Below are 20,645 nucleotides of genomic sequence, written 5' to 3' on the forward strand. Positions count from 1 at the left end.
CGCCAACGCTCGACCGCGGCACGAGCGGACACCGGCCAAGATGCCATCGACCAGCGGAGGGAGCGCCTCGATGTGACTGGCATCCTCACATCGGCACGTGAGTGCGTTGCGCTCGCTGGGCCAGCGCCTCGCTTCGGCGTGAGCGTGCGTTGGAATGCGGATCCAGTGGCTGCGAGGTCCGCGGGCGTTGGACTGGTCGGTGTTCAGCGGTTCCTGAGTCGGGTGAGTTCGAGACGTACAGGTGAGGCGTTGTCGTCGAAGGTTCCGATGATCACCAGGCGATCGCCGGTCAGCTCATAGACACCGTTGAACAACAGGGGTGTGTCTTTGCGGAGCCATTGTTCCCATATCCGCAGCTCTCGCCGCGTGGGGTCGACCTCGAAATGGTGCTCGATCCATTGGTTGCCGAAGCGGAAGACCGCCAGGTGGGCGCGGTTGTACTCGAAGTACAGGCGCTCGACAGGTTGAACGGTGCCGGCCGGCTGGTGGGTCCCGGTACGGACCTGCCAGGCGCCATCCAGCGGCGTGGGCGCACGGTTGTTCTCATTGGCGATCCAGTGTGTGCCGGCGAACGCGGCGACCAACACCGCCGCCTGGATGATCACCCTCACGATGACCGCACGCTTACTTCGGGTGTCGGTGGAGTGCTGGTCGGTCCAGAAAACACGCACCAAGTCAGCGCGATGCTGGGCCACCACGGCACCCAGGCACGCGGAGGTGACCGCCGCCATCACGGTACCGCTCGCGTCGACGCCATAGGTCAGGTCGATCAGCGTGATCGTGGTAAGCAGGCCCAGCCCGCCGCACGCGGCCATCAATGTGGTCTTGCGCCAGCACAGCAGCACGCCGAGGGTGATCTGGACCAGTGCAACCAAGGTGCCGAAGATCGGCGAAAAGCCGAAATAATGCCAGGTCAGCCAGAAACCGGAGACATCGCCCAATGGCTTGTCTAATTCGGATGACAGAACCGTGAACTGCGCCCCTGTGAGCTTCGCGAACCCATAGACGACCAGCACCAACGCGGCCGCGTATCGACAGAACGCGTACAACCCCCACCCCCATCACGCCAAACGATAACCGTGATCCCCGGACACCTGACTGAAGTAAGGCAAGGGTGCCTCCAGCCATGCCGTCAGCAGCATCTCACCGCTTGCGGCAAACACACCCAAATCGGCAGAACAGGGCGTGGCGTGTCAGGTTGCGGATGCCATGTATGCCGCCAGGACGTAGTTCGGGTGTCGATCAAGGTTCTTGCGGGCTCGGTCGTAGCGCATGGTCGTGCGCGGGTCGGCATGCCGACCCGCGATCTGCACGTCCCGCAGGTCGACGCCCGCGTCGAGCATCGTGGTCACGAAGGTGTGGCGCAGCATGTGTGGATGCATCCGCGGCAGCCGTACCACCGATACCTCGGACAGCCTGCGCAGCCGTCGAGTTGCGCAATGCCGGTCCATGCGCGCGCCTCGCCGGTTGAGCAGGATCGGCCCGTGGTCGCGTTCGGCGACGGCCCGGTCGATCGCCCGCCCGACCGCCGGCGGCAACGGCACGACCTTGCCGCCTTTCCCGACTACGCGCAGAACCCGGTGCCCATGTTCCTCACCGACATCGCTGATGTCTGCGGCGCAGGCTTCGAACACCCGTAATCCCAGCAGGCCCAGCATCGCCACCAACGCGAAGTCGAACAGGTTGGCCGATTCCCGCGCGGCGCTCAGCAGCGCCTCGAACTGGAGATGAGAAAGGCCGAGGGTCGGCGATTCGCTGGGCACGACCGGGCGCCGCACGTACTCCGCTGGCGAGTGCTCGAGCACGGTGTCGATGACGCAGGTGCGGTAGAAGCCGATGACGACCGACATCCTGCGCGACACCGTGGAGGGCTTGAACCGCCGGACTTCCTGCATCCACCGCACGTACAGCTCGATCTGTGCCCGTCCCGCTGCTAGCGGTGCGAGCTCGCGCTCCTGGCACCAGGCGAAGAAGATCCGCAGATCTGACTCCGAGTGTGTCCGCGAGATACCGGTGTAGCGGCCAAGGTAAGCCAGTGCCGCCAGTCGTAACACCGTGTCGCTCAGGTCGGTGTCGGCGACGCGTGAAAACTGACCCCCTACCGACGGGTGAAAACGGACCCCCGTCGATAGCAGGGAGTGCTCAACGTGGAGGACTGGGCGGAGATCCGCCGACCAGCCAGGCTCGCCGGCATGACGGACACAGACCGACTACAGGGCATGATCGACGAACTCCGGCGTATGCGGGGAGGACTGCGAGCCCAAGTCGAACCAGAACCCGAGGTACCTGCGGTATTCGAACGCAGTAAGCGCCTTGCGATGGCTCATCGACGACCTGGCCAAAGAAGACCGAACGGCCTGATCCCATCCGAGGCGACGCTCTCTCCCACCGCTTAGCGGCATGAGCGGACGGGTTGCCCCTGCGAAACCATTGGTGAACCGACTTGCTCCGCTGATGTACTGATGTGCCACCGCGAGTGGGCCGCGTGACGGAGGTAGTAGTTGTGACGGGTTATGACGCGCTTGCCGAGGTGTACGAGTGGCTCATCTCCGATGCGAAGCTGGCTCCGGCCGAGTTCGCTGCGTCGTTCGATGACGTCCTCAGTCTCCTGCCGTCGAACGCCTACGTCCTCGATTGTTCGTGCGGAACCGGACAGTTGGCGGTGGGCCTCGCCGGTCTTGGCATCCAGGTTGTCGCAACTGACGCCAGCGAAGCGATGGTTCGTCGGACTGCGGAGTTGTCAGAGGAGTTCGGGGCATCTGTTCGGACAGTGCGGGCAGACTGGGAAGAGTTGCCCGACCATTTCGATGACGTCACCTTCGACATGGTGTTCTGCGTTGGCAACTCGCTGCACCATGCCGTCGGCGCGATAGGCAGGGTTGCTGCTCTGGAGTCGATGTCACGGCTTCTGCGCCGTGGCGGGCGCTTGGTGCTCACCTCCCGCACGTGGGAACTCGTGAGGGCCAAAGGTTCCCGACTGGACATCAGTGACCGACTCGTCCGCCGGAACGGTCGCGATGCCGTCGTGGTCTACCGCTGGGAGATTGCACCGCGTTGGGAGGAGGAGCACCACATCGAGATTGCGGTCGCGCAAGTTGATGCGGCTGGGTCGGTTCTTGTCCGCTCGGAACTGCTGTCGTGCTGGCCCTACCGGTACGACGAACTCGAAGTCGAGTTGCACCGGGTCGGACTTCGGACGGAAATGAGCACGTTCAACCCTGAGGCCGAGAACTACATGGTGGTGGCGAGCAAGGTATAGACAACGGCCTCACGGTCCCTGGCCGGACAGCGCGGTTGCTCGCAGGAGGCTTGCGCTCTCTCATCGGCATGGGCGTGCGTTCTGGGGCTGATCGTGGGCAAACGACGCCTGTGCCGAGCGCGGCTGGTGAGGCCTATGAGAGGCAGCGCAACCACACCACACGCGGCCCGCCGTTCCCTTCCTCGCCGGGCTCCACATCCACGATGCCCAACGCACGCGGGTCTTCGTGGCGGTGTCGGTACCGATGCAAGTGGGCCCATCCGCGCCGTCGTGCCACAGGCCGTCCCGGCCGGCCCACGACGCGCCGGTGACGATGTAGCCGTCACCGGCGCGGGTGTCGTTGCTGTCGTGCAACGAGATCGCTGTCCCGTGCGCGTTCGGCATCGCCCAGCCCTCGACGACATCGGGAGTCGCCGAGTGCCGCGTGGTGAACTCCCAGGCCCCGAACACGATCGCGACGACAACACCCACTGCCACCGGCGCGACACGTGGCCAGCTGGGCTTGGCGACCGCTCCGCGGCATGTGCGGATGTTCGTCAACCTGTTGGCCATGATCCTGGCCTTCTACGTGATGCCACCCGATGTCGCATGCAGCTAGGCGGAGCTGAGCGGGCGCAGGACATGCTTGACGTGCAGCGGTGACTTTCACAGCGGCACGGGTTGATTCCGAGGTTGGTCCTGGCGCCTGCGAGGCGACAGGGGCATGTCGCTACACCGTGAGCACGGCGGCGATCACCGCGCTCACCAGAAGGCTCGTGCCCATGATCGGCGCGGCCAGGCGGCTGCTCGGCGTGGTGGCGACACGCAGGCGGGGAACGACTGCCCCGAGTGCTACCAGCTGAACGACGCCAACGACCGCCACACCGACGTCGCTGAGCAACAGCGCGAGCGGCAGGAAATGCGCGGCCACGACGATCGCGACCCACCATGCCATCCACCGGGAGGCTCCGCGCCTCGCGAGCACGAGACACCCAACCCCCGCGACGACGACCTCGGCCGCGACCAACACGCCGAACCAGGCGTACTTGCCTTCCAATGCGGTCGGGTGGTCCCAGTTCATCGAGGTCAGCACCCCGAAGGCCACGGCGAGCCCGATACCGAGCGCGGAGCCCGCACCCAGCCAGACTCGCCACCGCCGGGGCGGGTCCTCCTGCGCCCAGCCGAACCACACGAACGACATCAGGCCGAACCACGCCGTCGTGAAGAACTGATCACGCAGGAACTCGGTCAGCATGAATGCTCTTTCGTGGTAGTTGGCCATTTCCTACCACAGGTGATCTTCAGGCTGACTGTGCCGGTAAGTGGTCGATGGTCAACGTACGCCGAATGGCGGTGGTGCCGTGCTCCATCGGTGCCGCCAGGTCGTCGGCACGCTCATGCCGTGCCCGGAGGAGGAACCGGCCGAAGGCCCACGGCCTGATCGGAGGGCTGAGCGGCGGTGAGGTCTGCCATGAACTCGGCCAGCCGAGCAACGAGCGGTTCCGGTACTTCTTGGTGACTGAGGCCGGACGGGTGCTCGTGCGCAACTCGTGGCATGACCGGTTCCTGCCGTGGGACGAGATCAGGGGCGTCGACCGCGAGCAGGGGCGCATCCAGCGCGTGTCGTTCCTGATGGGCGACGGCAGGGTCGTGTCGTGCGACGCGATGCGTGGGTAGACCTCCCGTGACGAGCCGCACGCGACGGCGCTCGTTCAGGCCGTCAACGCTCGCCTTGTGGCGCAGGGACAACAGGCCGGCTAGTTGCGGGCTTCGACCACAACGGGGGAGCGTTCGACGAGCCCTGCGAGGCCCGCATCGGGATGGGCAGGGGACAGCCACTCGGACGGTGGCCGTCCCCGAAGACCGTGCGATGCGGGAGATCGCTCTGGGGTTTCAGCGGTTCGCGAGCCCGCCGCCAACCGCTGGCGGGACCCGCTCGAACCGCACTCGGTTCAGCCATCCCGGGAGATCGCTGAGCACGTACAGCTCGCCGTGCACGTCGGTGCCGATCGCGGTCGGCTGGGTGGGGAAGTTGCCGATCGTGGCGGTGTCGTAGCCGCCCTCGGGCTTGGGACGCACGGCGAACACACGCGTCGAGCAGTAGTCGCTCGCGACGTAGGTCCCCCATGCCGCCGGGGTCCGGGACCCCCGGTACACCACGCCGCCGGTCACCGAGCAATTGTCGTTCAAGTGGTCGTACTCGAAGACCGGGTCGGTGTACCGCACGCCCGGCCGGCATTGCTGCGGGTCGAACACCGGGGTGCCTTCCTTGCAGGACCAGCCGAGGTTCGCCCCGCCCTGCCACGGGCGGATGTGGTTGATCTCCTCCACCAGTCCCTGGCCGACGTCACCGATCCACAACGAGCCGTCGACCTGGTCGACGGAGAACCGCCAAGGGTTGCGCAGCCCGTAGAGCCAGATCTCGGGCCGCGCGCCCGGCACGCGGACGAACGGATTGCCGCGAGGCACGCAGTAAGGCAGCGCCCCGCACGTGCGGTTGACGTCGATCCGCACGATCTTGCCGAGCAGGGTGCCGAGGTCCTGACCGGTTTTGAACGGGTCGTTGGCGTGGCCGCCGTCGCCCGTCGACCAGTAGAGGTACCCGTCGCGGCCGAAGGCGACCTGTCCGCCGTTGTGGTTGCCGTACTCGGCGTGATCCTGGGTGAGCAGCACTTGCAGCCGGTCCGGAGCGCCGAGGGGCACGCGCGCCAGGGTGAGCGCGCCCGCCGGCAGGCTCGTGTAGGCCACGTAGAGGATCCCGGTCCGCGCGAAGTTCGGCGCGGGCGTGATGCCGAGGAGGCCGCGCTCGTTGTCCGACGTGTCGATCCGGGCGGTCAGGTCGAGCACTGGCTGGCTCGCCAAGCCGGTGTCGGGGTGGTAGGCGCGGACGGTGCCGTCCTTCTCGGCGATCAGCATCCGTCCGTCCGGCAGCCCGGTGAGCGCGATCGGACGCCGCAGACCGAACGCGACCCGTTCTGACACCACGGTCAACTCGGTGAGTGGCACCGCGCGAGTGTGGGACGTGTCGGCCGCGGCGGTGCTGCCAGCCAACAACGAAGGTGACGGGAACGCGGACAGGACGAGAACGAGCAGACCGGCCAGCAGGGCGGCCGGGCGACAACGCCGTCGCGACATGGTTCGGCTCCTCGAGCAGGGGTGAAAGACACGTTCTGGGAGCGCTCCCAACGTACCCCGACTTCCCAACCGCATCCAGCCGCCGTCCTGCCTCCTCTGGCCGCAGAAGGAGTACGGGATCGACAGCGCGGCAAGGACACGACCGTGATCCCGGGGCTCACCCGTTGGATCCAGTCGGCTGGGCCGACAGCCGGGGGACAACTGGAGGGTCAGTGCGGTTGCCGCCGGCCGCACCGGGCGACCAGTCCCCAGAACCGGTGCGGCACCGTGAGCGGTTCCTGCGGGAACCGTTGACGAAGCAGGCGCGCGAGGTCGGAGTCGAATGCGGCTACCGCGGCGGCGGGCAGGCTTGCCGCGACCCCCGTTCGAACTGCGCATGCGTCCCCGCCACTGCTCGTGCGTGAATTCCACCGTGATGCCGAAGGCGAACGTCTCCACGTGGTCGAACCCGCCGTGCCGAGGTCGTGGATCCGTTCCGGGTGGCTGTCGATGCCCTTGGCCAACGGCCAGCCAGGGTGATGGGCCGGCACCAGTTCCTCGCTGGCCGCGGCGACCGAGCCCGGTGTGGTCACGTAGTCGCGGTAGCAGATGGCCAACACGCCGTCCTCCGCCAGCAGCCGACGGGCCTCGGCGGCTGCCCGCGGCCGGTCGAACCAGTGCCAGCACTGCCCGGCGGACACCACGTCCCAGGCGTGGGCCGGCAGACCGGTGTCCTCGGCCGCGGCGAGCCAGTAGGTCACCGCCGGCCCGGCGCCGGTCTCCTGCTCGCGAGCCCTGCGAGAGCATCTCCGGTGCGACGTCGACCCCGGTCACTCGCTCACGGCGTGGCCGTGCAGGTGGTTCCGTTGAGGCGGAACGACGTGGCCGCGCCCGGGTTGCCGTTGTGGGTGGCCTGAAGTCCGATTTGGACGGATGACCCGGCCGCGATCCTGGCTGTGTAGTCAACGTTGCGTGCTGTCACCGTGCCGCTGTCCGGCGCGTAGGTCGCACCCCACCCGTTGGTGATGCGCTGCCCGCCCGGCAGGGCGAAGTCGAGCGTCCAGCCGTCGATCGCCGTGCTGCCGGTGTTGGCGATGGTGATCTGGGCTGTGAGGCCGGTGTTCCACGGGTTCACCGCGTAGCCGACGGCGCACGTGGAGCTTCCCGGTGGGGGAGTCGTGGTGGTGGTCGTCGGGGGTTGGCCGGTGTCCAGCCCGAAGAACTGGATGGCGCGCAACGCCATGCCGCCCGCGGGCAATGAGTGCCCGGTGCCCTGCAACGAGATCGCCTCGACCTTGTCGCTGTACCGCGTGCGCGTCCAGTTCGCCTGAGGAGAGTCGGTGGAGGTCGGCGTCGTCGGCAGGCCGTGGACGTTGGTCCACTGGTCGATCTCCTCGCCGAAGTTCGGGTAGCGCAGGATGTCGTCCTGAGTTCCGTGCCAGAGCTGCACGCGCGGCCGTTTGCCGGTGTAGCCGGGGTAGGCGGACCTGGCGATGTCGCCCCACTGCTGTGGGGTGCGAAGCAGGGTTCCGTTGGCGCACTCGCTGTTCCACTCGGAGCCGTTGGTGGTGGCGAAGCAACCGGCGGGCACCCCGGCGAACGCCGCGCCCGCGTTGAAGACGTCCGGGTAGTTGGCGAGCATGACGTTGGTCATCATGGCGCCGGACGACGCACCGGTCACGAAAACCCTGCTGGAGTCACCGTTGTGACGTTGAAGGACGTAGTTGACCATCGACATGAGCCCGACCGGGTCACTGCCTCCGTCACGGCGCAACGCCTGAGGTGAGGACACGTCGAAGCACTTGCTGTCCCGCGTGACGGTCGGGTAGATCACCGCGAACCCGTACTGGTCGGCGAGCCGGGCGAACTCGGTGCCGGAGTGGAAGGCCGTACCGCTACCGCCGCAGTAGTGCACCGCGAGCAGCACGGCGGGTTTCGGCGCCACGCGGTCCGGGACGTAGAGGTGCATGCGCAGGTTGCTGGGATTGGCGCCGAAGCCGGTGACTTCGGTGAGCGTTGCCGCGGCCGCCGGCGGGACGACGGTCAGCGCGAGTAGGCCGAGGAGCGTGCTCGCGGCTGCGCAGAGTGCCTTGATGCCGGTGCGTTTCATGACAGGTCGCTTCCTCCTTCGCCGAGGCGGACGCGGCTGAGGTTAGCCATCGAAAACGTTATCGACAACGATCTATATCGCCGGACGGGAGTCGTTGATCAGATTGCGGAGGGCCGGCAAATGCGGCGTTGGTGCCAATGGTCGTTCATTGGACGCCTTTGAGTCCTGGTGTGCCGCAGCGGTAGGAGGTAATTCGACTTTGTTCGACAACGAGAAGAAAAGTGGGTCCTCGAAGTTGTCCGGGAGAACGAAGATCAAGATTCTTCGCTCTCGCACCACCGAGGTCCGCGCGGTCCTCGACCGTGGGTGAGGCCGGGGCAGTGCGCTGGTGGAACGCCCAACCCGCACCGACGTCGGCAGCATCGGACAGCGCTGAGTCCACTCCAGCTCCACCAGCGAGCAGGATGCGGACGAGGTTGAGGTAGGCGCCCAACACGTGTCGGAAAGCGGACCGGCGGCGTCGAGCTGCCTCACGCACCTTGAGGTCCGGCAGAAGGAAACCGACTACGGCGAAAGCGGCGATCGCGACCGCGGAAGTCATCCACGGCATGCCGGCACCGCCGATGACCAGCGCGAGACCGAGGCAGGACGTGAACGCGGCACCGGCCAAGCCGCCAAGCGCCTTTGACTCCAGGTGCCGCCTGGGCAGCGACAGTACATTCTCGCCGTCATCCACCACGCCAGCCGGCGTGTATGGATAGCCGGCACCACTGCGCACCCCACCCATGCATGGGTCACCCAGGCCATCCGGAACTTGCTCATGGACCTCGAGGACACCAGACACGCTGCGCGGATTAGGTTTCTCATCCGTGATCGAGACGCCAAATACCCTGCGTTGATCGACGATCTCTTTGGTTCCGCGGGGATTGTGACGGTACTAACCGGTGTCCGGATGCCCCGCATGAACTCCATCGTCGAACGCTGGGTGAAGACATTTCGCGCCGAACTGCTGGACCGCACTCTGATCTGGAATGAAGCCCACCTACGGCACGCGCTGCGCGAGTACGAGCGGCACTACAACCAGCACCGCACCCACCGATCCCTCGCCGCCGCAGCGCCCTTGCGAGACCGACCACAACCTCTTGGACCTGGCCAGATCGAACGCCTCGCGGTACTCCGACGGGACCGTCTCGGCGGAGTCATCCACGAGTATCGGCATGCCGCTTGACCTGTGCGGACGTAATTTTCGGCACGCACACGGTCACCGATCTGGAGCCGCTGCCGTTCGCGCTGGTGTGGCGGAGGGAGACGGAGAGCGAGCCCATCCGGGCCCTGGCCGGGATCATCCGTGACCTGGGTCCTCTCCCGGCTCTTGATGTCGTCCGTCACCTCGGGTGGGATCTGATGCCAAGCGGGCCGGGTGTTGCCTGGCTGTACGCCAATTCGCGCTGTCCCCGATGGGCAGGTGAGTGGCGGCGTCGCAGTCGTAGGAGCCGGCCCGGACAAATTACGAGAGATCGAAGGGGGCGGGAGAGTGGCCTTCCCAGATCTGGCGGGATGCCTGTTCGGGGTAGGGCAGGGTCTTGGACTCGGTGTCCAGGACGCGGGTGAGGTGCTCGCCGGGCCGGTGAGCGGACCAGCCCGGGTCGCCGGTGGTGACGAAGCGGACCCATGCCTGCTGGAGTTCGCGGGAGAGCGTGACGGCCTCGGGAGTGGGCTCCTCGCCGATGAGCTGGGTGCCGACGGGGCTGTCCAGCGTGCCGAACGCCAGGGGCATGTCGAGGCTGTGGCAGGCGCCCAGGATGCCGCCGAGGGCCGGGGCAACCCAGCACAGTTCGAACAGGTACGAGGTGCCGCCGGCTGCGGCGTTCGCCTCGGCCAGCTTCTGTGACGGCATGCGGAAGAGGGCGTCTGAGTACACCGTCTCCACCAGCTCCTCCGGGCCTGCCTGCGGGAACGCGGCACGGTAGGCCCGCGCGCCGTCCGGCTGCGGGGCGAGCAGTTCCAGGGCTGCGTGGGCGTCCTGCTCGGTGAAGGTGCCGTACCGTCCGCTCATGACGCTGAAGTACCGGAATTCGTCCCGGGTGTGGCCGACGAGCAGTTCGGTCCCGCTCGCGCGCGCGCCGGTCAGCGCGGGCCACGGCGTTTCCGGGAGGACCTCACCGTCGACGACGGGGCACAGCGCGGTGCCGGTCTCCGTGAGGCGTCCCCAGCTCTCCCGGTGCGCGTGGAGGCCGGCGTTGAAGGAGGTGAGCTCGGCGGCCAGGTGCCAGGGGTCGATGTCGCGCAGGGCCTCGGCGGTGGGGCCCGCCGCGCCGAGCCGGTCCGCGAACGCGGCGGTGACCTGCCGTGCCAGCGCGGGGGTGCTGTACAGCCCCGGCACCGAATGAGCGATGGCCCGCCGGAACAGGCCGCGCGCGGACTTCATCGTCAGCAGGGCGGCGACCGAGCCCGCCCCGGCAGACACCCCGCCCACGGTGACCCGGCCGGGGTCGCCTCCGAAGGCGGCGATGTTGCGCTGCACCCACTCCAGCGCCGCGATCTGGTCGAGGAATCCGCGGTTGGGCGGCACGTCGTCGAGGAATGCGAATCCCTCCGCGCCCACGCGGCAGTTGATGGTCACCACGACCACTCCCGCCTCGGCCAGCGCCGCCGGGTCGAACATCGGGTCGCTCGACGCCGCCGAGAGGTAGCCGCCCACGGGGATCCACACCAGCACCGGCAGTCCCGCCGCGCCGGGATCCGGAGTGCCGATGTTGAGCGTCAGCCAGTCGGTGCCCTGCGGGGGCACGGCGATCGGCAGGGACAGCGGCACCACGGGGCCGAACTCGACCGCCTGCCTCGTCCCCTCCCAGCGGTGCGGCGGCGCGGGCGCGGCGAAGCGGAGCGCTCCGACCGGGGGCTGGGCGTAGGGGATGCCGCGGAACACCGTGTGCCCCTGCCGCCGGCGCCCCTGCACCACGCCTTCCGTGGTCCGTACCTCTGGCTGTTCGGACATGCCGACTCCCTCCCTCGAGCGGACCCCCAGGGTTATGGGTCAGATGTATTATGTCAACCGTATTGGAACAGTCTCGGGGTACGAGGGAGGGGCCGGCGATGCCGAAACAGGTGGATCACCGCGGACGCCGCGAAGCGATCGCTCGCGCACTGTGGCGGGTGGTGGAGCAGCGCGGCGTCACACAGCTGACGATGCGCGTGGTGGCGCAGGAGGCGGGCATGTCACTCGGGCAGCTGCAGCACTACTTCGCCTCCCGGACCGCCATGCTCTCCTTCGCCATGGACCTCGCGTCCGAGCAGACCTCGATGCGCGTACACCAGGGCCTCGACAAGCTCGGTGACCGCCCGCACCCCCGTGACGTGCTGCGACTGACACTCGCGGAAATGCTTCCCCTGCATGCCGACGCCCGCGCGACCAGCCGGATGAGCGCCGCCTACGTCCTGGAGGCGCTGCACGACGAGGCCGTGCACGAGCAGGCGCGCCGCGGCCTCGTCCAAGGGCGGGCCCTCGTCGAGCAGTTGGTCCGCCAGGCGATCGCCGACGGGCACATCGACTCCAGCCACGACCCGGCGACCGAGACCAACCTGCTCCTCGCCCTCACCGGCTTCACCTCCCTGATCGAACTCGACGTGATCGAGCCCCAGGACGCGCTCGCCGCGATCGACGTGCACCTGGACCGGCTGTTCAGCAGTACGTGACCTGCCCCCGGACGCGGGGGCAGATTGGGACAAGATCCGCTCTAGTCCGGCCGCTCCCCGGCCTGGTCCACGACGCCGATCGCGACGCGAGTGAAGATCGACCAGGTCGCTCCCCTCTCGATGCGCCATTCCACCGCCTTGTGCTCGCGTCCGTGCTCGCCCACTGCCCGGAACTGAACGCGCTCGCCCGCCACGTCCGCTCCTTCGCCGACATGCTCGTCCGGCTCCAGGGTGAACGCCTTCCGCAGTGGATCAACGAGATCCAGGCCGACGACCTGTCCAGGCTGCACAACTTCGCCGCCAGCCTCCTGCGCGACCTGCCCGCAGTCACTGCAGGACTCACCCTGCCGTGGAACTCAGGCTCTGTCGAAGGACACGTCAATCGGATCAAGATGCTCAAACGCCAGATGTTCGGCCGCGCCGGATTCCACCTGCTCCGCAAACGAACCCTCCTGGCGTGACAATCCGTTGCCGGACCACAAAACTTGAGCCAGAGCCACTTCAGGCAGACAGAATCAGTGTCGCGATCGCCGCGTCGACGGTGTGAGATCCAGGTGCCCGCGACACCGCTGACCTTGCGCAGCTGATCAACGAGTACGAACCTCCAGCCGCCTGATGCGCAGGCCAGACACTTGGGCCGTGTTTTGGAGCCCCACAGGCCCGGCCGAGTGCGCAGCTGCCGCGCCAGGTCGACCAGATCGACGAGGATGCTGGAGTGGTCGGCACCGAATGCCAGAGCACGGTCGGCGACGATCCCTTCGAGCTCCGTCGCCGCGCGGCTGGGATCTCCGGTGCGCCAGCGCCACCGCGCGATGACTCCCCGCGTCGAAAGGGTGTGCGGATGATCATCGCCAAGCACTCGCGCCCGATCGTCCAAGACTATCCGCAGTGCGGCGGCCGCTCCGGCCGGATCCCGGCCATTCCCGCGGTTCGTCGGCACTGTTAGGCGAGAGCTCACAGGCCGGCTGCTCATCATCAATGAGCATCACCTGACGTCAGTGCTGAACCGCTACGTGTCCCACTACAACCACCGACGGCCACGCAGAGCGCGGGACCACGCTCCACCACGACCCGACTACCCGACCAGAGACCCAACCTGTAGATCCGTACGTCGTCGGCGAGTGCTCGGCGGCTTGATCAACGAGTACGAACCTGTAGCGGCTTGATGTGCAGGTCAGGTCTATTGCGCCACGTTTTGGCACCCCACAGGGTGGCGTCGCTAGGATGGAGCCCGCGATGGGGACTGATCACGGTTTCGGCGACCTGGTGCCACGCGGCACCGGGCCCAGGGCGACGGTGTACGCGGGAATCCGCGCCGACACCGGGGAGGCCGTCGCGCTCAAGGTGTTCCGCGCGAAGTTGCCGCGCCGTACCCGCACCGAGGTCGAACGTGAGCTCGCCCGCCTCGCGCCGCTGCGCGCCGGGGCGTCCGTGCTGGTCGTGGACGGGCTGGAAGATCTCGGCGACCGCACCGCGTTGCGGATGGAGCTGTGCACGCAGTCGCTGACAGATGTGGTGGAGGAGGAAGGCCCACTGCCGATCCCGGACGCGATCGCCCTCGGCAGGCGGCTCTCCGAGGCGCTCGCGGCGGCGCACGAGGCGGGCATCGTCCACGGTGGCGTCACGCCGGGCAACGTCTTGTACCGGCCGTCGGGTGAGCCCGTGCTCGCGGACTTCGGCGTCACATTGCGCCTGGCGTTCCCGCACGAGGGTGGCGACGGGATCGACTTCCTCGCACCGGAAACGCTGGAGCGCGGCACCGCCGACGAACGTTCCGACCTCTATGGCCTGGGTGCCGTGCTGCACCTGGCGTTGTCGGGATTGTCACCGCATCCCGCGCGGCTCGGCGAGCACCCGGACGACCGCAAGCTCCGCGTGCTCGGCTCGACCGTGCCCCGGCCTGACCGCCCCGACCTGCCCGACGAACTCGCGGAACTGGTGAGGGCGCTGCTCGCGAAGGATCCGGCGCTCCGCCCCGGCAGCATGCGCGACGTGGCCACGTGGCTTGGCAGGCTGTCCGCGGCCTCCGCCCCGGCCCCTGTGCCGCCCCGTCCTCCGATGCCACAGGGCACCCCCGTGTTCGTCTCCGCGCCGGGCACGACCGGCAGGAAGCATCCCGCGTTGCCGGTGATAGCCGGTGCGGCCGGGTTGCTCCTCGTCGTCGCGCTGGGGGTGTTCCTGATGCGCAGCGATCCTCCGGTGCGGGGCGGTGCGTCCACCTACGTGCCGACCTCGCCGGCGAAGGCGGTCGTCGTCGCGCTGGTCGAGCCCGTCGACAACGTCGACCACGTGGACCTGCGGTGGGAGAGCCAGGAACAGCTGGTGTTCGCCGTTGTGGTCGTGGGGGAGGGTGAGCAGCCGAAGGTGCTGCCCGCCAAGCAGAACCGCTCGCTCAAGGTCGAGGTGGACCCGGCCCGCAGGTACTGCTTCGTCGTGCAGGGCACCGACGGCAACCAAATCTACGAGAGCAAGCCGAAGTCGTTGCGCGGCGGGACCTGCAAGCGTTAGGGCTTCAGCGTCCGCGGATCGATGACGGCCCGCAGCCGCGCGGCGAGACCGCGTGCGCGCAGCCCACGCCGGACCGCCCGCACGGCGGCCCAGGCGTCGTCGCGAACCTGCGCGCCGGGCGCCGCACCCGACCACATCGCGACGTCCACTGTGGACGCCAGCATCCGCATGCCGTTCGCGGCGGCCGGTAGACCCGCCTCAGCCGCGGCCACGGCCATCTCCAACGGAGTCATTCCCACCGTGAGCCGCACTCTGTGTTCGCGCAACCGATCACGCGCCTCCAGCCACGCGCCGTGCACGGCAGCACTTCCCGGCTTGCGCCGTCGCCGGTGAGCCCTGATCCACTTTGCGGACGGCACCCCGGCGAGCCAGGCGAGCATGAGCACCGCGACCGAGATCAGCGTGGCGCCGATCGGGAGCGGCCGGTCCTGCCCGCTCTGATCGGTCTGCTGGGACGAGCCGGGAGCCACCGGCGGGTTCACCGGAGCGGGAGGCAGCTTGTCTCGCGCGTTCTGCGCGGCGGCGGTCAGGCCGTTGTTCTTGCCCGCACCGCGCGGTGCCGCATCGGCTGGGTCGAGCGGCACCCAGCCGACGCCCGCGACGGCTATCTCCGGCCACACCAGCACGTCTTCGTTGTGGATGACGTACTCACCGCCGGATTTCCGTTCCGGAGTGCGGTAACCGACGACGAGGCGGGCCGGGATGCCGAGCATCCTCGCCAGCACCACGTACGCGGCGGCGAACTGTTCGCTCGTGCCTTCCTTGGTGTCCAGCAGGAACTGGCGCAGTTGCGGCCAGCTGTGCCCGCCGGCGCCGTCCACCCGCCGGTAGTTCTCCCGCAGGTACCGTTCGAGTTGCAACGCCGACGTGAAGCTGGACCTGACTCCCTTGACCGCCTCGGTGGCCAGCTCGGAGACACCGGGCGGCGGCGTGCCGACTCCGTTCTGGCCGCCCAGGGCGGGGTCGATCGCGAAACCGTCGAGCGACCCATCGAACTCTGGCTCCCACCAGCTCAACCCGTAGCCGGTGTCCGTCCTCAGTGGACTCTGTACGAGCAGGCTGCCTTCGGTTTCCTCGACCAGCGGGTCGGCTCCGCTCACGGTGGCGGGCCAGGTCTGGCTCGGCAACCACGTCGTTCCCGGCTCGTGCAGGCTGATCACCGCGTCCCTGCGGTGCACCGGGACGTCGAGGTCGGGCGGCTCGAGCTCGGTGCCGAGCCTGCGGTACCGGCTGCCAGGCGCCCAGGTGACGCCGTCGTAGGTGTCGAGCACGACGATCGGCCACCGGTCGGGCGCGCACTCGTCGCACGACGTCCGCACGCTGAACACCGGGACATCCGGATGCGCGTGCCGGTAGGCGACGTCGTCGAGCGGACTGGTCATCCTGGCGGACACCGGCGCGAGCTGGTTCTGCTTGAGCGAGTAGGCGGGACCGGGCATCGGCACGAGCAGGCCGATCACCACCACGAACGCGGTGACCACCAGGGGTGCGGGCAGGAACGCCTGCGCGGACTGGTGCTCGTCCGACGGACGGCTCACCACGAAGAGCCCTGCGGCGACAGCGACGTAAGAGAGCGCGGCCACCACGGCGGCGAGCCCGGTCAGCGCGCCGAACAGCTGGCTCAGCACGACGAGGAGGAAGCTGGGGACCAGTGCGAGCACCGGCTTCTTCAGGCGCAGCACGATTTCCAGGCCGAACACGCACGCAGGCAGCACAAGCAGCGGCACGAACAGCATGAGCCGCGCTTCTGGCCGGGCGGGCCACGTCGACTGCAGGGTGAGCTGCCAGGAATCGGTGACGCCCTCGGCAAGCTGGGCGAGCGTCGTGCCGGTGGGAAGTCCGAGAGCGGTTGTGGGGAAGAGCAGCACTTCCACGACGGCCAGCAGTCCGGCGAGCGTGACGACGAGTGGCCGCCACGCGACGAGCGACTCGCACAGCAGCGCGGCGCCGCCGGTCACCACGGCCACCACCGCGATGACCGGAAGCAGCGCGCCGACACCGAAAATCGGCGCGAAAGACAGCCCGGCCAGTGCGGCGGCGAGGACGACCAGCGCGACGGGCACACGCTCCTTCATGCCCGCACCTCGTTCCACAACGCCACCACTCCGGCGGCGTCGGCGGCGGCCAGCACTCGCGCACCCGGCACGTGAGTGGCGTTCCCGTCCGGTGTGAGAGCGAGCACGGAGATCGAGGAGTACCGGGAGCGAAGCCCGGAGAGCTCCGCCACGTCCGCGGATCCGGACGTCACCACGGCAAGGCAGCCACCCTGATGCCGGACGGTCGACAACAGGGTTCCCGCCGCGGTGCTCTGTCGCAGCAGGGAAAGCTGGTCGAGCAACTGCCGTGCCGCCAACGGCCCACCCGCTGTGGCGAGGTCCGTGCCGCACGACGTCAGCAGCCTGGCGTGGTGCCCGGCGAGAGCGGCGGAGCGCAGCAGTGAGGCGGCGATGTCCGCCGCCTCCTCGAAACCGGACTCCGGCATCGAGGACGCGCGGGTGTCGAGCACGACGGTGAGCCGGGGCTGGTCCGGATCGGCGGATTCCTTGACCATCAACTGGCCGGTGCGCGCGGTCGCCTTCCAGTGGATGTCGCGCACCTCGTCGCCAGGCTGGTACTCGCGCAGCTCACGAAGGTCGAGAGAGCCGCGCAGGTGCTCGTTCGACCGGCCCTCGTGGTGGTGGCGCGGAAAGCCGCCGGTCCGCGCCAGCGCGGGATACGAGCGCGGGTGCACCCACAGCGTCACGGTGTCGCCGACGGTCAAGCTGTTGCGCGCCAAGCCGAACGGGTCGGTGCGGGACAACGTCAGCGGACCGACCGGCATCCTGCCCCGCACCGGCGTCGGCAGGTGATAGTCGTACGGCCGCGAGGCACCCGGTGCGAGGCCGTGCACCTGGACCGTGCGTTCGAACCCACCGGCGGTGTCGCGAGCCAGGAAACCGCGCTGCCAACTCCCAGAGTTGTTGTGCACCTTCAGTTTTCCCAGCGCCTGTGAACCCCGCTCGACCCGATCCGGGTACACGTCCCGCGTCACCTCGACACCCACCCGCCGGAGCGTCATCGACACCGCGGCCACGACCGCGACCAGCCCGGCCACCGCCAGCAGCAGGAACAACGGGTAGCGCCCCCAGAACCCGGCCACGCCGAGTCCCAGCGACACCACGAGCACGGCGGTGCCCCGCCCGGTCAGCCGCATGATCTAACGGCCCGCGGCGCTCATCGTGGGCGCAGGCGTGGTCGCGAGCACCTCCGCGACGACGTCCGCGGCGGACCGCTGCTTCAGCTCGGCCTCCGCGGTCAGCACGAGCCGATGCGCGAGCGCGGGCACCGCGACGTACTTGATGTCGTCGGCCGTGACGAACGAACGACCCGCGGTCGCCGCCAGCGCCTGCCCGGCCCGCACCAGAGCGATGCTGCCGCGTGGGCTCGCGCCGAACCTCACCGACGCGTGCATCCGTGTCGCGGCGCAGATCCTGGCCGCGTACTCGCAGATCGCCCCGTCGACGAACAACCCGCGCACCTCGGTGATCGCCTCCACCAACGAGGCGATCTCGACCACCGGCCCCAGCCGGTCGGCGTTCATGCCGGTGCAGTTGTTCATGATGATCGACACCTCGTCGGCGATGTCCGGATAGCCGACCGACAGCCGCAGCAGGAACCTGTCGAGCTGCGCCTCCGGCAGCCGGTAGGTGCCCTCCATCTCGATCGGATTCTGCGTCGCCACCACCAGGAACGGTGACGGCACCTCGTGCGCAACCCCGTCGACGGTGACCCGGCGCTCCGACATCACCTCGAGCATCGCCGACTGGGTCTTCGGCGTGCCGCGGTTGATCTCGTCGGCCACGACGACGTTCGCGAAGACCGCGCCGGGATGGAACGTGAACTTCTCGTCCTTCTGGTGGTAGACGGTCACTCCGGTGATGTCGCCGGGCAACAGGTCGGGGGTGAACTGGATGCGGCTCCAGCTCCCGCCGATGCTGCGCGCGAGGCACCGCGCGAGCGTCGTCTTGCCCAAGCCCGGCACGTCCTCGATGAGTAGATGTCCCTCGGCGAGCAGCGCGACGATCGCCAGCCGCACGACGTCGGGCTTGCCCCTGACCACCAGCTGGACGTTGTCGGAGATCGCCGAGAACACCGCGGCCGCACGCATTTGACTCATTCCGTCCACCTCAGGCGATTCGATTCCACCCCGCCGGCCGTGACCCACACGGTGTGGCCGGCGCCGTGGTAGTAGAAGGCGTCGAGCACTGCGGAGCCCTGCTCGTCGGTCGTGAGGCTGTGGCCCGGGTTGGAGTATCCGGGGGCCGTCGAGTGCGGGTCCACTTTGTACCAGGTATTCGGCTCGAACCCGGTCATGACGATGTGCATCCAATAGCAGTCCGACCTGTCGCATGCGGGTGCGAGAGAGCCCTTGGTGAGGTTGATCTTCTTGATGCTCTGGGGCGGCACCTGGCGTGCCGTCGCCGGCGTTCCCGGCCCTGCGCTGTTCTGCGCGACCACGGTGACCGTGAACGGGTGGTCCGTGCCCTGCCAGATGCCCTTGACGACATAGGACAGCGTGGTGCCGGGCACCGACGCGGAGCCGGAACGGCCGCCCTCGCTCTGCCACGAGATGTGGTACGCGGTCACGGGTGCGCCGTTGGCGGGCGCGGCACCCCACGTCACGGTCGCGTCGACCTGCTTCGTCGAGATGGCGATCGCGAGGTTCTGCGGCATGCCGGGCGGGGTCACCGGGATCGGAGGCGGTGTCTGAGGGGGTGGCTTGGGTTGGTTGGTCCGCACGGGCGGCGGTACCGGCCTGCCCGTGTTCGGCGGCGCCACCGGCCGGTCAGCGGGCTTGACTGCGGGTTTGTCCGCGGGTTTGTCCGCCGCCTGCGGCACCGGCTGCTGCGGCGCCTCCGGCTTCGCGCCGATGACGGGCACCGGCTGCAGCGAACCGTCCTTGTCCACGACGACGACGTGCTTGCCCTCGCCGCCGTCGACGTACACGCGTGCGTCCTCGCCGCGGACGATCTCGGGCTTGCCCTTCTCCTGGGGAATCGACGTGGTGTGCTTCTCGCGGCCCTCGACGTCGTAAGTGCGCACCGAGCTGCTCTTGTGGTCGAGCAACACGACGGACTCACCGCTGACGGCCGGAACGTCGTACTCACCAGCCGGAAGCGGCACGGTCGCGGCGGGCGGGCGCTGCTCGGCGAGCGCACCCTTCTCGTCGACACGGGCTTCCACGAGGTGCATGCGGTTCCCGGACGGATCGAGCACCGCCAGCCTGCCCGCGGCGTCCGCGGTGGCGATCCGGGCGTCCGGCGGCACGTCGATACCGAGCTTGACGGCGCTACCGAGGCCCTTCGCCTCGACCACGCTCATCGTGTCGGCGGTGGAGTCCACGAACACGACCCTGCCGCCGCTGACGGTGAGGGCGCCGGAGTGGCCGGGCGGCGCGACCACGGGACAGTCGATTCCGGCCGCACCACGCGCGACCTTGCAGATCTCCCCGGAGTCCGTGCGGTGCACCCACACCGTGCCGTCGCTGGTGGCGACCGGCGGTCCGACCGGGCCTCCGGCGGAGATCACCTTCGGATCCAGTCCGAGGCGCACGATCTGGCCGCTCTGCCGGAAGACCGAGTAGGCCCCGCCCGCGGTCTCGATCGGTACCGGCCGCTCGCCCTTGACAGGCGCCGGAACCGTCGCCTCCACGGACAGCGTCGACTTGCCGAAGATCGTGACGTCGTTCTCGCCGACGACGTAGCCGCGGGTTCCGTCCTGTACGACCTGGCTGCCGGGCGTGAGGCCGGGAACGGACATCTGGGTGTCGGGCTTCTTGGTCGCACCGTCCACGTGGACGACGAGCCCGGCCTCCGGGTTCGCGATCCAGTGCCCTGGCGAGATGAACTCGAGTCCGGGCACCTGTTGCGCGGCACCCGTCAGTGCCAGCGTCGCGGTCGCGACGACGGCGATGACCAGTCCCAGCAGCGGCCAGCGGGAGTGCTTGCGCTCACTCACGGTACGAAGGGTAGCGACGCCGGTACACGAAACATCTGGTAT

At 68.5% G+C, this 20,645-nt stretch carries 19 protein-coding genes and 1 pseudogene; 6 read left to right on the plus strand and 14 right to left on the minus strand.

Features of this window, described 5'->3' with window-relative positions; genetic code table 11:
- Window positions 1–203: 203 nt before the first annotated feature.
- Together G7043_RS40190 and G7043_RS40195 are read right to left on the minus strand one after the other, a co-directional pair.
- Window positions 204–1,019, minus strand: a complete 816-nt coding sequence (locus G7043_RS40190; protein ID WP_166053971.1) for a hypothetical protein — start codon at window positions 1,017–1,019, stop codon at window positions 204–206.
- A gap of 174 nt (window positions 1,020–1,193) precedes the next feature.
- Complete coding sequence (locus tag G7043_RS40195; protein WP_242643210.1) at window positions 1,194–1,850, minus strand: tyrosine-type recombinase/integrase; 657 nt, start codon at window positions 1,848–1,850, stop codon at window positions 1,194–1,196.
- Window positions 1,851–2,485: 635 nt separating this feature from the next.
- Between G7043_RS40195 and G7043_RS40200 the strand changes: the two genes are divergently transcribed.
- Window positions 2,486–3,259, plus strand: coding sequence for a class I SAM-dependent methyltransferase (locus tag G7043_RS40200; protein WP_313888317.1), 774 nt, complete (start codon window positions 2,486–2,488; stop codon window positions 3,257–3,259).
- Window positions 3,260–3,319: 60 nt separating this feature from the next.
- Here G7043_RS40200 and G7043_RS40205 read toward each other — a convergent pair whose 3' ends face one another.
- Entirely contained in the window at window positions 3,320–3,811 is a 492-nt protein-coding gene (locus G7043_RS40205; RefSeq protein WP_166053972.1) for a hypothetical protein, read from the minus strand.
- Between the two features lie 157 nt (window positions 3,812–3,968).
- Window positions 3,969–4,493 carry a hypothetical protein gene (locus tag G7043_RS40210; RefSeq protein WP_166053973.1) on the minus strand — a complete coding sequence of 175 codons (525 nt, stop codon included), beginning with the start codon at window positions 4,491–4,493 and terminating at the stop codon, window positions 3,969–3,971.
- Between the two features lie 92 nt (window positions 4,494–4,585).
- On the opposite strand from G7043_RS40210, the gene G7043_RS40215 reads away from it, so the two are divergent.
- Window positions 4,586–4,915 carry a hypothetical protein gene (locus tag G7043_RS40215; protein WP_166053974.1) on the plus strand — a complete coding sequence of 110 codons (330 nt, stop codon included), beginning with the start codon at window positions 4,586–4,588 and terminating at the stop codon, window positions 4,913–4,915.
- Between the two features lie 216 nt (window positions 4,916–5,131).
- Here the strand turns inward: G7043_RS40215 and G7043_RS40220 are convergent, their stop codons facing one another.
- The 4 genes and pseudogenes from G7043_RS40220 to G7043_RS47845 form a co-directional block, all read right to left on the minus strand.
- Window positions 5,132–6,373 carry a PQQ-dependent sugar dehydrogenase gene (locus G7043_RS40220; protein WP_166053975.1) on the minus strand — a complete coding sequence of 414 codons (1,242 nt, stop codon included), beginning with the start codon at window positions 6,371–6,373 and terminating at the stop codon, window positions 5,132–5,134.
- A 209-nt stretch (window positions 6,374–6,582) separates the two neighbouring features.
- Window positions 6,583–7,140: pseudogene (locus G7043_RS40225) on the minus strand (methyltransferase domain-containing protein); the annotation flags it as partial.
- A 50-nt stretch (window positions 7,141–7,190) separates the two neighbouring features.
- Window positions 7,191–8,462 carry an extracellular catalytic domain type 1 short-chain-length polyhydroxyalkanoate depolymerase gene (locus tag G7043_RS40230; protein ID WP_166053977.1) on the minus strand — a complete coding sequence of 424 codons (1,272 nt, stop codon included), beginning with the start codon at window positions 8,460–8,462 and terminating at the stop codon, window positions 7,191–7,193.
- A gap of 145 nt (window positions 8,463–8,607) precedes the next feature.
- Window positions 8,608–9,246, minus strand: coding sequence for a hypothetical protein (locus G7043_RS47845; RefSeq protein ID WP_207312380.1), 639 nt, complete (start codon window positions 9,244–9,246; stop codon window positions 8,608–8,610).
- 51 nt (window positions 9,247–9,297) lie between these two features.
- Here G7043_RS47845 and G7043_RS47850 point away from each other — a divergent pair, with 51 nt between their 5' ends.
- Complete coding sequence (locus tag G7043_RS47850) at window positions 9,298–9,630, plus strand: transposase (protein WP_242643211.1); 333 nt, start codon at window positions 9,298–9,300, stop codon at window positions 9,628–9,630.
- Between the two features lie 279 nt (window positions 9,631–9,909).
- On the opposite strand, the gene G7043_RS40245 is transcribed toward G7043_RS47850, so the two are convergent.
- A complete protein-coding gene (locus tag G7043_RS40245; RefSeq protein WP_166053979.1) occupies window positions 9,910–11,400 on the minus strand; it encodes a carboxylesterase/lipase family protein in 1,491 nt (496 codons plus the stop codon).
- Window positions 11,401–11,498: 98 nt separating this feature from the next.
- Between G7043_RS40245 and G7043_RS40250 the strand changes: the two genes are divergently transcribed.
- On the plus strand, window positions 11,499–12,098 hold the full coding sequence (locus G7043_RS40250; protein WP_166053980.1) for a TetR/AcrR family transcriptional regulator: 600 nt from the start codon (window positions 11,499–11,501) through the stop codon (window positions 12,096–12,098).
- 41 nt (window positions 12,099–12,139) lie between these two features.
- Here the strand turns inward: G7043_RS40250 and G7043_RS49655 are convergent, their stop codons facing one another.
- Complete coding sequence (locus G7043_RS49655) at window positions 12,140–12,262, minus strand: hypothetical protein (RefSeq protein WP_278186007.1); 123 nt, start codon at window positions 12,260–12,262, stop codon at window positions 12,140–12,142.
- Here G7043_RS49655 and G7043_RS40255 point away from each other — a divergent pair.
- Both G7043_RS40255 and G7043_RS40260 read left to right on the plus strand, forming a co-directional pair.
- Complete coding sequence (locus G7043_RS40255) at window positions 12,251–12,559, plus strand: transposase (RefSeq protein WP_207312381.1); 309 nt, start codon at window positions 12,251–12,253, stop codon at window positions 12,557–12,559. The genes G7043_RS49655 and G7043_RS40255 overlap by 12 nt on opposite strands.
- Before the next feature lie 775 nt (window positions 12,560–13,334).
- A complete protein-coding gene (locus G7043_RS40260; RefSeq protein WP_166053981.1) occupies window positions 13,335–14,606 on the plus strand; it encodes a serine/threonine-protein kinase in 1,272 nt (423 codons plus the stop codon).
- Here the strand turns inward: G7043_RS40260 and G7043_RS40265 are convergent.
- From G7043_RS40265 to G7043_RS50175, 4 genes are read right to left on the minus strand one after another with little or no spacing between them, the layout of a single operon-like run.
- Entirely contained in the window at window positions 14,603–16,681 is a 2,079-nt protein-coding gene (locus G7043_RS40265; RefSeq protein WP_166053982.1) for a transglutaminase family protein, read from the minus strand. The genes G7043_RS40260 and G7043_RS40265 overlap by 4 nt on opposite strands.
- A complete protein-coding gene (locus G7043_RS40270) occupies window positions 16,678–17,799 on the minus strand; it encodes a DUF58 domain-containing protein (protein ID WP_166053983.1) in 1,122 nt (373 codons plus the stop codon). Before G7043_RS40270 ends, G7043_RS40265 begins: the two co-directional genes overlap by 4 nt.
- Window positions 17,800–17,802: 3 nt before the next feature.
- Window positions 17,803–18,762 carry an AAA family ATPase gene (locus G7043_RS40275; protein ID WP_242643212.1) on the minus strand — a complete coding sequence of 320 codons (960 nt, stop codon included), beginning with the start codon at window positions 18,760–18,762 and terminating at the stop codon, window positions 17,803–17,805.
- Complete coding sequence (locus G7043_RS50175) at window positions 18,759–20,603, minus strand: fibronectin type III domain-containing protein (RefSeq protein ID WP_166053984.1); 1,845 nt, start codon at window positions 20,601–20,603, stop codon at window positions 18,759–18,761. The genes G7043_RS40275 and G7043_RS50175 overlap by 4 nt, the downstream gene beginning before the upstream one ends.
- Between the last annotated feature and the right edge of the window lie 42 nt (window positions 20,604–20,645).

It is taken from the genome of Lentzea alba, assembly GCF_011067745.1.
Classification (GTDB): Bacteria; Actinomycetota; Actinomycetes; order Mycobacteriales; family Pseudonocardiaceae; genus Lentzea; species Lentzea alba.

Coding starts and splice junctions, on each gene's coding strand:
- G7043_RS40205 (WP_166053972.1), bottom strand. CDS start 3,811: ATGGCCAACAGGTTGACGAACATCCGCACATGCCGCGGAGCGGTCGCC.
- G7043_RS40245 (WP_166053979.1), bottom strand. CDS start 11,400: ATGTCCGAACAGCCAGAGGTACGGACCACGGAAGGCGTGGTGCAGGGG.
- G7043_RS40215 (WP_166053974.1), top strand. CDS start 4,586: ATGGCGGTGGTGCCGTGCTCCATCGGTGCCGCCAGGTCGTCGGCACGC.
- G7043_RS40195 (WP_242643210.1), bottom strand. CDS start 1,850: ATGTCGGTCGTCATCGGCTTCTACCGCACCTGCGTCATCGACACCGTG.
- G7043_RS40230 (WP_166053977.1), bottom strand. CDS start 8,462: ATGAAACGCACCGGCATCAAGGCACTCTGCGCAGCCGCGAGCACGCTC.
- G7043_RS40265 (WP_166053982.1), bottom strand. CDS start 16,681: ATGAAGGAGCGTGTGCCCGTCGCGCTGGTCGTCCTCGCCGCCGCACTG.
- G7043_RS40260 (WP_166053981.1), top strand. CDS start 13,335: ATGGGGACTGATCACGGTTTCGGCGACCTGGTGCCACGCGGCACCGGG.
- G7043_RS40275 (WP_242643212.1), bottom strand. CDS start 18,762: ATGAGTCAAATGCGTGCGGCCGCGGTGTTCTCGGCGATCTCCGACAAC.
- G7043_RS40210 (WP_166053973.1), bottom strand. CDS start 4,493: ATGCTGACCGAGTTCCTGCGTGATCAGTTCTTCACGACGGCGTGGTTC.
- G7043_RS40220 (WP_166053975.1), bottom strand. CDS start 6,373: ATGTCGCGACGGCGTTGTCGCCCGGCCGCCCTGCTGGCCGGTCTGCTC.
- G7043_RS40250 (WP_166053980.1), top strand. CDS start 11,499: ATGCCGAAACAGGTGGATCACCGCGGACGCCGCGAAGCGATCGCTCGC.
- G7043_RS40270 (WP_166053983.1), bottom strand. CDS start 17,799: ATGCGGCTGACCGGGCGGGGCACCGCCGTGCTCGTGGTGTCGCTGGGA.